At 41.5% G+C, this 13,903-nt stretch carries 11 protein-coding genes; 8 read left to right on the top strand and 3 right to left on the bottom strand.

The genetic code is table 11. The features are described 5' to 3' along the window. The 7 genes from tnpB to lpxB form a co-directional block, all read left to right on the top strand. Positions 1–1,152 (top strand): IS200/IS605 family element RNA-guided endonuclease TnpB (gene tnpB, locus CALSC_RS04320; protein WP_327331080.1); only part of this gene is annotated, 1,152 nt, incomplete at its 5' end. 218 nt (positions 1,153–1,370) lie between these two features. After that, on the top strand, positions 1,371–2,129 hold the full coding sequence (gene purC / locus CALSC_RS04315) for a phosphoribosylaminoimidazolesuccinocarboxamide synthase (protein ID WP_088240179.1): 759 nt from the start codon (positions 1,371–1,373) through the stop codon (positions 2,127–2,129). A gap of 530 nt (positions 2,130–2,659) precedes the next feature. Further along, the gene (locus CALSC_RS04310; protein ID WP_407641882.1) at positions 2,660–5,206 is read left to right on the top strand and encodes a BamA/TamA family outer membrane protein; all 2,547 of its coding nucleotides are present in this window, start codon (positions 2,660–2,662) and stop codon (positions 5,204–5,206) included. A gap of 220 nt (positions 5,207–5,426) precedes the next feature. Next, on the top strand, positions 5,427–6,314 hold the full coding sequence (gene lpxC / locus CALSC_RS04305; RefSeq protein ID WP_088240178.1) for a UDP-3-O-acyl-N-acetylglucosamine deacetylase: 888 nt from the start codon (positions 5,427–5,429) through the stop codon (positions 6,312–6,314). 92 nt (positions 6,315–6,406) lie between these two features. After that, a complete protein-coding gene (gene fabZ / locus CALSC_RS04300) occupies positions 6,407–6,901 on the top strand; it encodes a 3-hydroxyacyl-ACP dehydratase FabZ (RefSeq protein ID WP_088240177.1) in 495 nt (164 codons plus the stop codon). Between the two features lie 308 nt (positions 6,902–7,209). Further along, positions 7,210–8,028 carry an acyl-ACP--UDP-N-acetylglucosamine O-acyltransferase gene (gene lpxA / locus CALSC_RS04295; protein ID WP_088240176.1) on the top strand — a complete coding sequence of 273 codons (819 nt, stop codon included), beginning with the start codon at positions 7,210–7,212 and terminating at the stop codon, positions 8,026–8,028. A 352-nt stretch (positions 8,029–8,380) separates the two neighbouring features. Continuing rightward, complete coding sequence (gene lpxB / locus CALSC_RS04290; RefSeq protein ID WP_088240175.1) at positions 8,381–9,535, top strand: lipid-A-disaccharide synthase; 1,155 nt, start codon at positions 8,381–8,383, stop codon at positions 9,533–9,535. A gap of 6 nt (positions 9,536–9,541) precedes the next feature. Here the strand turns inward: lpxB and CALSC_RS04285 are convergent, their stop codons facing one another. Next, a complete protein-coding gene (locus CALSC_RS04285; protein WP_235006674.1) occupies positions 9,542–10,969 on the bottom strand; it encodes a site-2 protease family protein in 1,428 nt (475 codons plus the stop codon). Positions 10,970–11,211: 242 nt separating this feature from the next. On the opposite strand from CALSC_RS04285, the gene CALSC_RS04280 reads away from it, so the two are divergent. Further along, positions 11,212–11,898, top strand: coding sequence for an MBL fold metallo-hydrolase (locus tag CALSC_RS04280; RefSeq protein ID WP_088240173.1), 687 nt, complete (start codon positions 11,212–11,214; stop codon positions 11,896–11,898). A 97-nt stretch (positions 11,899–11,995) separates the two neighbouring features. Here the strand turns inward: CALSC_RS04280 and CALSC_RS26240 are convergent, their stop codons facing one another. Together CALSC_RS26240 and CALSC_RS04275 are read right to left on the bottom strand one after the other, a co-directional pair. Continuing rightward, a complete protein-coding gene (locus CALSC_RS26240) occupies positions 11,996–12,133 on the bottom strand; it encodes a hypothetical protein (protein WP_159460560.1) in 138 nt (45 codons plus the stop codon). A gap of 435 nt (positions 12,134–12,568) precedes the next feature. Then, positions 12,569–13,567, bottom strand: coding sequence for an AraC family transcriptional regulator (locus CALSC_RS04275; RefSeq protein WP_088240172.1), 999 nt, complete (start codon positions 13,565–13,567; stop codon positions 12,569–12,571). Between the last annotated feature and the right edge of the window lie 336 nt (positions 13,568–13,903).

The following is a 13,903-nucleotide window of genomic DNA, read 5'->3' as shown; positions in this document are numbered from 1 at the left end:
AAGCGTGTTAGAGTAAGCAGTATGGTCAACAAAGCTTACAAATTTCGACTATATCCGAATCAAGAACAATCAGCATTTATGGCAAAATGTTTTGGTTGTTCTAGATTTGTATACAACCATTTTTTGAGGCTGACAACGGATGTCTACGCTGAGTCGAAAAAATCTCTGCGATACAAACAATGGGCTAATCTATTAACAGATTTGAAGTCAGAGTTTGAATGGCTTAAAGAAGTTAACTCCCAGTCACTACAACAAACTCTTAAAGACTTAGAGTCAGCATTTGTCAGATTTTTTCAAAAGTTAGGAGAATTCCCAAACTTTAAAAAGAAAAGTAATCGGCAATCCTTCAGAGTGCCACAACACTTTTCACTAGACAATAATGGGTTCCTCAAATTGCCTAAGATGTCACCGCTCAAAATGGTAATTCATAGGAAAATACTAGGAACACCGAAAAATGTCACCATATCTAAGACACCATCAGGAAAGTATTACGCATCAATAGTAACAGAACTTGGTATCCCTCACGCACCTTTGAATGGCGGCAAGATCGGTTTAGATTTAGGATTAAAGGAATTTGCAATTACTTCAATTGGTGAAAAGTTTGAAAATCCTAGATACTTTCAAAAGTCTTTACGTAGACTGAAAATAAGACAAAGGAGATTAAGCAGAAAACAATCAGGTTCTAATAATCGCAACAAATCTAGGCTGAATGTTGCTAGTATTCACGAAAAGATTGCGAATCAACGGCAAGATTACCAACACAAAATTAGCCTGAAACTGGTATGCGAGAACCAAAGCATATCAGCAGAAAGTCTAAACATAAAAGGGATGGTAAAGAACCGTAAATTAGCTAAACAAATAAATGATGTCGCTTGGGGAAACTTCCTGACTATGTTGGAATATAAGGGAGATATCTACGGCTGTGAAGTTCACTATGTAGATAGATTTTTCCCTAGTTCTAAAAGATGTTCTAAGTGTGGATATATAAAACAAGACTTAACACTTGCTATTCGTGAGTGGGAGTGTCCAGAATGCAAGACTTTCTGGGACACAGATGTGAATGCTGCACTCAACCTGATGCTATTCTCTGAGTCCGTCTCAAAAAGTAAGTCCTACGGACATGCTAAGCGCAAAACGCACCCTACGCGGTAAGCCCAGCTATGTCGTAGGCTTTACGCCCACGGGAGAAGCAGACCATTCCCCCCGATTTTCTGCAAAAATACCCTTGGAAGAAGGGAAATCTACGCCTGATTAGCTAGTTGAAAGACTAGGGATGAACCGGGATACTGGTTCAGGACAGGAAGCCACAGGTGTCGCGTAGCGAAACCTATGGTACTTCACATTCATATTTCATCACTTGATTTTCTACCATGTCTATTGATTGCCAAAAGTTATATGAAGGCAAAGCCAAAATCCTTTATACAACAGAAGATCCAGAAATTCTTCTCACAGATTTTAAAGACGATGCTACAGCCTTTAACGCTCAAAAAAAGGGAACAATTATTGATAAAGGGAGGATGAACTGTGGCATTTCTAGTAAGTTATTTCAAACTTTAGAACTTCAAGGTATCAAAACTCACTTTATTGATAACCCTACTCCAAACCAAATGCGTGTGCGGGCAGTAAAAATTTTACCTTTGGAAGTGGTGGTACGAAATATAGCTGCGGGTAGTCTTTGTAAACAAACAGGTTTAGAGCTAGGGACTGTATTACCACAGCCATTAGTGGAATTTTATTATAAAAATGATAGTTTGGGAGATCCGCTACTGACAAGCGATCGCTTATATTTATTGAATTTAGCAACTCCGGAACAAGTTGATACAATTACCCATCTAGCATTGCAAATCAACAAATTACTCCAGGAAATTTTTCGGCAATGTGACATTATTCTTGTAGACTTCAAACTGGAATTCGGTGTAGACTCCCAACAGCAAATACTCTTAGCCGACGAAATTAGTCCCGACACCTGCCGTTTATGGGATGCTTCAGAAACCGATCCTAACCGTCGCGTGATGGATAAAGATCGTTTTCGCAAAGATTTAGGAAATGTAGAAGATGCATATCAGGAGGTTTTACAGAGGATTTTACAAACAATAGAGCAGCAAAATCAAAATCAAGCTAATTATTAATCATGCTTTAGCCTCTTGCTATGTGGGCTGAATCGAGCCAAACAAAGCAAAAGGCATTTATTTTTATGCTGTGTATTAGTTTAAAAAATATTTTGGAATCGTTTTATGTTGTTTTGTCAACTAAAAAGGCATAATATTGTTACTTTTGCCTTAGACATAAGAAAATAATTGCCTGGTGAGTTCAGTTGCGGTGGACAGTAATCCAATGCATTGAAGCAATGGGCAAAATCCAAAGGGACTCTCCTCATAGGGGTAGGCTTTTTAGAATTGGGTGTTGGTCAGACAAGGGAGATAAGGAGGGAAAGTAGACAAGGAAGGAAAACCGAACCAAATATTGTACGGTTTTCCAAAATAGAAACTAGCTCAAAAGCCTATTTGACCGTTAAACAATTTTCCTTGTCTACCTGTCTTCTAATCCCTCAAGCCTAGCCTCAACCGAAATTTTAAAAGCCTACCCTTGCAAGAAGGGATTCCCTAGCATCAGCAAACTGATACAACCGAAGGGTGATGATGTGTGGACGTGAAGAGGAATGAATGTAAATAAAATGCGCTTATCTCCCGTTTTGGCTACAGTGGTGGCAATTACAGCCCCTCTGGGTACTTCATTGCAAGTAAATGCCCAAACCCGAACCAATAATATCAAAGGGGTGGTAATCCCCAAATTTCATGGTCAACAACAGTTAATTTCTGATTCGTCTAACCTGTCAGCAAAAACGACGATACCAGAAATGGTAGTACCAACCATTACTCAAAATAATCTGGATACCAAGATAGGAAAGGCATCTGTAAAATCAGTATCGGCAGTTCCACAAGTAAGCTCCAATAGCTCCAATGCCAAGAGCCGTTCCCAGAAATCCTTAATTGCAGCCTTGAAGGCATCGAAAAAACCTGCCCTTCAGCCATCATCTTCACAGTTGTTAGGAAGTAATTTGCAACTGTCTGTGACAAAACAAGGAAAAAGTCAAAATTCCCAGTTAAATCAATTAAAAATTGCTAATAGTGGCACAAAACAGATTGATACTCCCGCAAAATTGTCACCACAAACAAAAGTAGGGTTAGTTGTGCCACTTACTGATTCTCAGAGGAAAATTGCACAAACTTCCCAGCCTCCTGTACCAGATATCCCCCCACCAGGTACCCAGCAACAACTTCCCGACCAAACTCCTACTAATAATCAACCAACTCCAGAAAATCAGCCAACCCAACCCACACCTGAAATTCAAACAGAGCCAACTCCCTCAGATCAGGAAACCCGAGTACTAGTTTCTGAAGTATTCGTTAAATCGAGTACAGGAGAACTATCATCAGAACTAGCAGATCAAGTTTATCGGGCAATTCGTACCAAACCGGGCAGAACCACAACCCGTTCCCAACTCCAGGAAGATATTAATGCCATTTTTGCCACTGGTTTCTTCTCCAATGTGCGAGCAGTGCCAGAAGATACACCATTAGGAGTGCGGGTTAGCTTTGAGGTGCAACCTAACCCAGTTTTAACCAAGGTACAAGTAGAAGCAAATCCAGGTACCAACGTCGCCTCAGTTCTGAAGCCAGAAACAGCAGATGAAATTTTTCAAGACCAGTACGGTAAAATATTAAACCTGCGAGACTTACAAGAAGGTGTTAAACAACTAACTAAGGGTTATCAAGACCAAGGCTATGTATTGGCACAGGTAGTTGGTTCACCCAAAGTTTCTGAAGATGGGGTTGTCACTTTACAAGTTGCTGAAGGTGTGGTAGAGGGTATTCGCGTCCGTTTCCGAAATAAGGAAGGACAAGACACAGATGATAAAGGAAAACCCATCAAAGGACGCACCCAACCATACATAATTAAGCGAGAAGTCGAATTAAAGTCTGGACAGATTTTTAATCGGAATAAAGTTCAAAAAGACTTACAACGAGTATTTGGGTTAGGTTTATTTGAAGATGTGAATGTTTCCCTTGACCCTGGTACAGACCCCAGCAAAGTGAATGTGGTCTTGAATGTAGTTGAACGTAGTAGTGGTTCCATTGCTGCTGGTGCGGGTATTAGTTCTGCCAGTGGCTTATTTGGGACTGTGAGTTACCAGGAGCAAAACCTCAACGGTAGAAACCAGAAACTGGGAGCTGAATTTCAGTTAGGACAACGGGAAATTTTATTTGATGCCCGATTTACCGATCCTTGGATTGCTGGTGACCCCAATCGTACTTCCTATACGGTTAATGGTTTTCGCAGACAATCAATTTCCTTAATCTTTGATGGTACAGATAACGATATTGAAACTTTTGATCCTAATGACCCCGATGATGATGGCGATCGCCCCCGGGTTGTACGCACCGGTGGTGGTGTAAACTTTTCTCGACCCCTATCTGGTAATCCCTACAAGCGTTCGGAATGGATAGCTTCTGCGGGAGTACAGTATCAAAGAGTTTCCATTCGAGACGCAGATGGAGATTTGAGGAAACAAGGTAGGGTTGAGAATACGAATGAATTACTAGATTTGAGTCAATCCGGAGATGGTAAGGATGACTTATTTTTAGTCAGACTAGGTGCATCCCGCGATCGCCGTAACAATCGTTTACAACCTACCCAAGGATCCTTTCTTCGCTTAGGCTTGGATCAATCAATACCAATTGGCAAAGGGAATATTTTTCTCACTAGATTACGGGGAAGCTACAGCCAATATATACCCGTAAATTTTACCAACTTTGCCAAAGGAGCGGAAACTTTAGCATTTAACGTTCAAGGGGGAACAGTTTTAGGGGATTTACCTCCCTATGAAGCATTTACCCTTGGTGGTAGTAACTCTGTCCGGGGTTATGAAGAAGGAGCCTTAAGTAGTGGGCGCAGTTTCCTACAAGCTTCAATGGAATATCGTTTTCCCCTATTTTCCGTGATTAGTGGGGCTTTATTTGTGGATGTTGGTACGGATTTAGGAACCACCACCAGAGCGGCGGAACTACTTGACAAAAATGGGACAGGTGTTGGCTACGGTTTGGGAGTACGGATACAATCTCCCCTTGGTCCCATTCGTGTGGATTTTGGATTTAATGACGATGGAGATAGTCGCATTAACTTTGGTATTGGAGAAAGATTTTAATGTACTTAACTTCTAAGCAGGGAGAAGGAGGCAGGGGAGCAGGGTGCAGGGTGCAGGGGAGAAGGAAGACAAGGGGGACAAGAAAGGAATAATATCTTCCCACACTCCCTCCCCACACTCCCCACACCTCCCACACTCCTTTTATGGATAAGGCTGTAGACGTGGGGTCAATCCAAAATCCAAAATCCAAAATCCAAAATCGAATAACTGACAGCAATCAATGCAACAGCAAACTCTAGCCGGGGAAATTATCCACACAGGAATAGGATTACATAGTGGTCTGAACACTCAAGTACGCATACTACCAGCAGAAACTGGAAGTGGTCGCTACTTCGTGCGGGTAGATTTACCGGAGCATCCGATTATTCCCGCACAAGTAACAGCAGTAGATCAAACAGTACTTTCCACCCAGTTAAGTTGGGGAGAAGTCAGCATACGCACCGTAGAGCATCTACTTGCAGCCCTAGCAGTCATGGGTGTACATAATGCCCGGATTGAAATTGACGGCTCAGAAGTACCATTATTGGATGGTTCAGCCCAGGCATGGACTAAAAGTATTGCTCAAGTTGGTCTGTTACCCCAATCTATCCCCCCAAATACCTCTATACATGTCATAGACGAACCGATTTGGGTGAGACAGGGTGATGCCTTTGTTTGTGCCTTACCTGCCCCAGAAACCCGTTTTACCTACGGTATTGACTTTAATCTAACAGCCATTGGCAATCAATGGCATAGTTGGACTCCAACCACAGATCCGGAAGTTGCTCGTACCAGCTTTGCTGCCGAAATTGCTCCCGCCCGTACCTTTGGTTTACTTCCTCAAATTGAGCATCTACAGCAATCAGGTTTAATTAAAGGTGGTAGCCTAGAAAATGCCCTAGTTTGTGGTTCCCAAGGCTGGTTAAATCCACCCTTAAGATTTGCAAATGAACCAGTACGTCATAAAATTTTGGACTTAGTAGGAGATTTAAGTTTATTAGCAACTTTTACGTTTCCCTGCGCTCATTTCTTGGCGTATAAAGCTAGCCATAATTTACATATTAAACTGGCTCAAAAGATTTTAGAGCGATCGCACGCAGTCAGTCATCAGAGCCTAGCTCATAATTGACAGCACCACCAATCTCAAATCTAAAATCAATTAGGGAGGTTTTAAGGCATCCTACACACCGCAACCAAAACTAAAAATAAACCATAGTGTCAATGTCAATCGTCACCCAAGACCACACCATCAACAATTGCACACCTAATCCTACAGAAGTGAAAAAGACTTTCACCTCTGAAGAAATCCAAAAATTACTACCCCACAGATATCCCTTTTTGCTTGTGGATCGGATTATTGACTACGTTCCTGGAGAGAAAGCTGTAGGTATTAAAAATGTCACCTTCAACGAACCCCATTTTCAAGGTCATTTTCCCGAACGTCCACTAATGCCAGGAGTTTTAATTGTAGAAGCTATGGCACAAGTTGGTGGGGTAGTCATGATACAAATGCCAGGTTCGGAAGGGGGGCTTTTTGTATTTGCTGGTATAGATAAAGTCCGATTTCGCCGCCCAGTTGTTCCCGGTGATCAACTAATTATGACTGTGGAACTGTTGTGTGTTAAAAAACGTCGTTTCGGTAAGATGCAGGCTAGAGCCGAAGTTGATGGTCAATTGGCGGCGCAAGGTGAGCTGATGTTTTCCCTTATTCATTGAAAATTTGCTTATTATGTAGAGGCACTATTTTTGATGTGCCTTTACTGAGTTTCAAATTACCAATATCAGAATAAAATAATACCAATTGGAAAAATGATTGCGATAGGTGGAAAGAAAGAACAGCTTATGTAGTAGTCTTTCATAATCTAAAATCTAAAATCTAAAATCCAAAATGGTATAACAAGCTATAACAGCTTTGTATAACTTTTTCATTTTTGCCTCCCTCACACATAAGTCGCTTGACTGACTTTTCAAGTTAATAGAATGATTAAACATTTAGCACTCAAGACTTTTCTGGAGATGCAATTTTGAAGACGCTAATTCATCCCACTGCTGTAATTAATCCTAATGCCCAATTACATCCTACAGTGCAAGTCGGGGCTTATGCTGTGATTGGAGACAATGTCAAAGTTGGTCCTCAAACTACTATTGGCGCTCACGCAGTACTAGAAGGACCATTGGAAATTGGGTCACGCAATAAAATTTATCCCGGTGCTGTCATCGGTATGGAACCCCAAGATTTAAAATACAATGGCGAATTTAGTTGGGTGAAAATTGGTGATGATAACTTAATTCGAGAATATGTCACCATTAACCGTGCGACTGGTGCTGGGGAAGAAACCCGTATTGGTAATGGCAATTTACTCATGGCTTATGTCCATGTAGGTCACAATTGCTTCATAGAAGATTCAGTGGTAATTGCCAATTCCGTGGCTCTAGCTGGTCATGTTTATATAGAATCAAAAGCTAGACTCAGTGGAGTGCTTGGTGTTCACCAATTTGTACATATTGGCAATATGGCAATGGTGGGGGGAATGGCAAGAATTGATCGAGATGTACCCCCATATATGTTAGTTGAAGGTAATCCGTCACGCATTAGATCCTTGAATTTGGTAGGACTAAAACGCTCTGGTATGGATTCTCAGGATTTCCAACTCCTGAAAAAAGCCTTTCGCATACTGTACCGTTCTCAATTAACTTTTAAAGAATCCTTGGCACAATTGGAAATTTTGGGTGACACTCAAGAGTTAGTTAATTTACGTCGCTTTCTATTGCTATCCCAAATGTCAGGAAGACGAGGATTGGTTCCAGGAAAAGGTAAAGCCAGCAAAAATAATGAAGAATGAGGACTTAGGAAATTTAATAATTTTGAATTATAAACCAGAAGCAGGAGGAAGGGGCTTTGAGCATCCCCTTGCTTCCCCCCTAATATCAAGTTCGGGAGATTACTTAATTATTCGGATCATGGTGCAAATATTTTAAAACTCTTTCTCCCCCTGCACCCTGCACCCTGCACCCTTGCAGTCTTAACCATAAGTCTTTAACTGGACATGATATAAGAGCTACCCTATCTCTTCGTGAATTCCCTTTTCTGGGGGATGAAATAAATGTGGGGTGGGATTTATAGCTAAGTATCCCAAAAATCACTCTCCACACCTCCCACATTTTGGGCACTGATAATTGAATAATTGTTGCAAAATGCGAATATTTATTAGCACTGGGGAAGTCTCTGGAGATTTGCAGGGTTCCCTCCTGGTTACCGCACTCAAACGCCAAGCAGTTACCTCTGGTTTGGAATTGGAAATAATTGCCCTAGGTGGTTCAAAAATGGCAGCAGCAGGGGCAACTTTGCTGAAAAATACTACTAGTATTGGTTCCTTTGGACTTTTGGAAGCTTTACCCTTCCTTTTGCCCACATTTTTAGTCCAACGCCAAACATTCGCTTACTTACAACAGTATCCTCCGGATCTGGTGATATTGATTGATTATATGGGTCTTAATATTAGTATTGGTAATTACCTGCGTCGCCATTTTCCACAAGTACCAGTGGTCTATTATATTGCTCCTCAGGCTTGGGTCTCATCGGCAACTGTCCGCGATACAGCTAAGATAATAGGGGTATGCGATAAGTTGTTAGCTATTTTCCCGGAAGAAGCACGCTATTTTCAAAGCGAAGGTGCTGATGCAATTTGGGTGGGACATCCCTTGGTAGATCGGATGCCAAATTTTCCTAGCCGAGAAACAGCCCGTTCTCAGTTGGGTATCAAAGATGATGCGATCGCCATAGCACTGCTTCCTGCTTCTCGTCGTCAGGAACTCAAATATTTACTGCCAGTAATGTTTCAAGCGGCACAAAAAATTCAATCCCAGTTGCCCCATGCCCACTTCTGGATTCCTTTATCTCTGGATATTTACCGAGAACAGATAGAAAAAGAAATACAAAATTACGAATTGTCAGCAACTGTTGTATCTGATCAACAGCAACAAGCATTAGCTGCTGCGGATTTGGCGATTACCAAGTGTGGTACTGTCAATTTAGAGTTGGCACTACTAAACGTTCCCCAAATTGTTTTATATCGCTTACACCCCTTAACTTACTGGATAGCAAAAAGGATTCTGAAAATTACCTTTCCCTTCGCGTCCCCAGTAAATCTAATGGTGATGAAAGGGATTGTACCGGAATTTATTCAAGAAACTGCCACTCCAGAAAATATTATCCAATCAGCAATGGAATTGTTGTTAAACAGCCAGAATCGAGGAAAAATGCAGGCTGATTACCAAGAGATGCGACAGAATATGGGAAATATGGGAGTATGCGATCGCGCCGCTCAAGAAATTTTCCAATTATTTTAATTGCGATTAGATTTGTAACAAATTAGCGATTGCTTGAGGAACTGGTAACACAATGGCAATCAATAAAGCCATAGCAATTAGTCCGAGGATATCGCGCTTATTATCCAATTCTGTCACATCATTGAGTGCCGGTTCATCCATCAGGGGAACGAAAAGTAGGATAATTGCCCATAAAAACACTCCTGGTTGTACTAGAGATAATAGTAGGAACAGTAAACGAGAAATCTGCCCAATCACCATCGCTGTTTTTTGACCAAACATAGCATGGATTACATGACCCCCATCTAACTGTCCCACGGGGATTAAATTCAATGCTGTGACAATTAAGCCCAAACAAGCAGCTACTCCCACCGGATGTAAATCAATTGCGGATTGGGAGGTTAATTGATTACCTAAGACTATTTTGGCAGCTAATCCCAATAAAAATGAATATTTGGGATTCAATGCATTAGGATCTAGAAATCCTTTTTGCTCTGGTAGGGGAACCACTTGAGAATGGGCTAATCCCCAAAACAATAGAGGGAGAGTAAATATAAAACCAGCAATTGGTCCAGCAATACTAACATCAAATAAAGCCTTACGATTAGGTACGGGACTACGCATCTGAATAAACGCCCCAAAGGTTCCCAAGAAAAAAGGCATGGGAATAAAGTAGGGTAGGGTAGAGCGAATTTTATAGAACCGAGCAGTTAAATAGTGACCTAGTTCGTGAATGCCTAAAATACTCATCAAACCCAAAGCATAGGGTAATCCTTGAAGTATTGCTGACGGGTTAGAACTCCATACATCTGGCTTAATCCCAGCAATTTGCGCCCCTATCAAGGTAGTTGTCACCAAAGTTGTAAATAGTAAAGTCAGGGCTAATCCAGGTTTAGTTAATTTTTCTTGACTGCGGGTCGTTAAATGCTTACGAGCTTGGGAATTAGGAACTAGGACAAAGAAAGGCTTACCATTAAACCCTTCTTGAAAGATGATCAAAAAGCGATCGCCAAATTGTGACTCAATATTGTTCTTAATCCGTTCATAAGCCTGAGTAGATGTAGTCTTTAACTGACCTCGACAAATTACTGCTTGGGGTAAATATTCAATATTTTGCAAATAATACACAGACCAAGAAAAACAATTGCGTAATAATTTCTCTTCTTCTGCTTCCAGAGGACGTACTGGTAACGATTCTGCGGTAGGATTAATAGCTGATTGTGACTGTGGTGTTGCAGGTGGAGTTTGTTTATTACTCACAGGTTTACGTCCCCACTGGAATAACACCCAGTATGTAATAGAACTGATTAATAAAGGAGTGATAACCAGAGCAAAAGGAAGTTTAGAACCATTTTTTGCAGTCCAAAAGCTCCATATCATCACTGGCATCATCAATACCAACCATAACAGCCAAACTGGTGTCCGAGTCATGTCGGCTACGCTGCGCTGCACCATGAGGTAAGTAAGTATTCCTAGAAGGAGGATAAGCCCGAGTGATGTCATGTTTTCTAAATGTTATTAGGAAATGTCACACTTGCAGTGTCCGTACTACAGCACTGAACACTAATACAAGATTTTTAACTTTAATCACCAAAAATAAATGATTAACAATGGGGACTAAATCTGGAGTTGAATTTACGTATTAGTTCCACACTATTATTCTATTTTCCACTATTCTTTACATTTCGTCTTTTTTCATGTGCCCCATAAACCCAGAACCTAGCCAGAAAACTAAGCAACCAAAGGCTATATTCCCCAATATTTTTGCCTTTCCTCCAAATCGGGACACATTGGGAGGAACATCTTACTTTATTGTCGTAGATGAAGCTAAGATTCTCATTGATTGTCCTGCTTGGGAAGCTACAAATCAAGATTTTTTAAGTTTACATGGAGGGGTAGACTATCTATTTATTACCCATCGCGGAGCAATTGGTAAAACCCCAGGGATTCAGCAAAGATTTAATTGTGAAATTTTAATTCAGGAGCAAGAAGCCTATCTCTTGCCTGAATTAAAGGTTACTACTTTTAGAGAAAAATTTCAGTTAAATTCCAGCATAGAAGTTATTTGGACTCCTGGTCATTCTCCTGGTTCATCTTGCCTTTATTACGGTCATGAAGGAGGTATAATTTTCTCCGGTCGCCACTTGCTCCCCAATCAACAAGGGGAACCTCAACCTCTACGTACAGCCAAAACTTTCCACTGGCACAGGCAAATTAACAGCGTTAGATCCCTATTAGCAAAGTTTTCGCCAACTGATCTCCAATATATTTTACCTGGTGCTAATACTGGATTTCTTCGCGGTAAGGGAGTTATAGATAATGCCTATGGTAGACTGTCTCAATTGGATTTACAGAATTTAGTGCAAACCCTACCCCTGTTGTGAATGGGAGCAGGGGCGCAGGGAGCAGGGAGCAGGGAGCAGGGGGAGTAAAGAAAGTAGTTCGAGTCGATGAAATTGGAGAATTTATTTTTGGTGTTCTCTAAAGCTGAATATCAGCCTTTGACCAAGCTTGTTTAAACTTTTGTTTTGTCTCCTCTGCTGCTTTTTGTTTCCCTTGGGCTTGCAAGCTTTGTGCCAGACCATATAAAGACTGACCATTGTGAGGATGCTGTCGCAAATCTGCCCGATAAACTGCTTCTGCTTCCTTTGCCTGATCTAACTTTAATAACTGTCCGTTCGCTCATTTTTGAACCGAAAATTTAATTAAGCCTTACAAAGCTTATGATCTAGGATATGCCGTCAATTCAGGCATTTTTGGCTCTTACAAGGTTTTAGCCATTTTTATGATTTAGACCTCCCTACGTCTTAAATAGGCGCTTCTGGAGGCTTTTTATTAAAGTTTCAAATATTACTTCTAAATAACCGCTTACTTAGGAATCGCCTTTTTCCTTTTAAATTAAGGCTTTAATTCAACTTAGAGTTTCAAAATAAGCGAACGCCGAGTAGTGAGTGAACTGTAAGTCAACTATAAAGAGTTTGCCCTAGGCATTTCTTGACAGTCGCTGTCGAAATTTTGACTTTACGCGCCAAGTCAACTTAAATTCGATTGGACTCAGGGATTGAGACGGAACGAGCGAGGTGTCTGCCCAGCCCAGCGCTTAAATGCTCGCGTGAAAGCACTTTGCTCAGAGAAACCTGTCATGAAAGCCACTTCCGCTAAGGAATAGTCAGTTTGCTGTAAAAGCTGTTCGGCTAACTGACGACGTGACTCATCCACCAGAGTTTGAAACGAATAGCCCCGCTCCGACAGCCGACGTTGCAAGGTTCGACCGCCCATATTGAAGTGCCAAGCTACATCAGAAATGCTGGGCACCCCCTCACTCAAGCATCGAGAAACATGAATGCGAACCCTTTGCTCAAGGGAGTTTGGGTCTGCCAACTTAGACAGTTCAGCCTCAAGATGGGTATCGAAAAATTTGGAAATGCTTTCGTCGCCGAGCTGATTCGGTGTTTGCAGCGATTCATGAGATACAAATAGCGCGTCTCTATCCGAGTCAAAATGAATCGGACAGTTAAAATATGCTTTATGATTCTCGATGACTTTTGGCGCTGGATGTTTGAAATAAACGGCCAGAGGTTTAAACGGCTTTGTGGAAATTTGCTGGCTGATTGAAACGATGCTGGCGATTGTAGCCTCATTGGAAAGCCGCAGACCCAAGCGTCGCTCACCTGCTCGATGCAGATGCATGAATGCACCTAGGTCTGCCCTCTCAACTTCATAGGTCGAAACGCTAGTTAAAACTTGGGCATAGCGTTCCGCACGCTCATAAGAACCCCTCAGATTCGTAGCTGACTTCCAGGCTAGACCAAAAGCCCCATAATCATCACAGCGCATCGCTGCCCCTGCTCTTAGTGGCAAGGTAGAGCCATTGTTTTCGGCTGCCGCAATTCTTTCTAAAAAGGCGTAGTACACCTTATCAGACACCATCTTTGAGGGATCAACTGGTTCGTCTGGCTCAATGCCAACTGATTGTAGCAGGTCGTCCTTGTCGATGCCTTCTTCGACTACTCCAACGACTTTCCTAACAAATAATGAGGTGATTTGTCCCATTCAACGAAAGTCTTTTTTCGCCACAATGTCCTGGTTATTGGTGAGAGGTGGTTTTTCAATTTTAACCTTTTACGGTGCAATAATGCCTAGGGAATTCCAAAAAAATAATCAATCACTTGAAATGTAAGGGAGCAGGGAGCAGGGAGCAGAGGGAGTGAAGCAAGTAGTTCAAGTCCAGAAATTGGATAATTTATTTTTTGGTGTTCCCCTAAAGAAATTGATGGAACAGGTGCAAGGTGTGAGTTTAGGAATGGGAAAGAACTATTTTCATTTTTGGTTGTGAGATTTTTTCCTTTCTATTCCCTATTCCCAACTCCCAACTCCCAACTCCCAACT

It is taken from the genome of Calothrix rhizosoleniae SC01, assembly GCF_900185595.1.
Taxonomy (GTDB): domain Bacteria; phylum Cyanobacteriota; class Cyanobacteriia; order Cyanobacteriales; family Nostocaceae; genus Calothrix_A; species Calothrix_A rhizosoleniae.
This window is presented reverse-complemented; position numbering and strand designations above follow the sequence as displayed.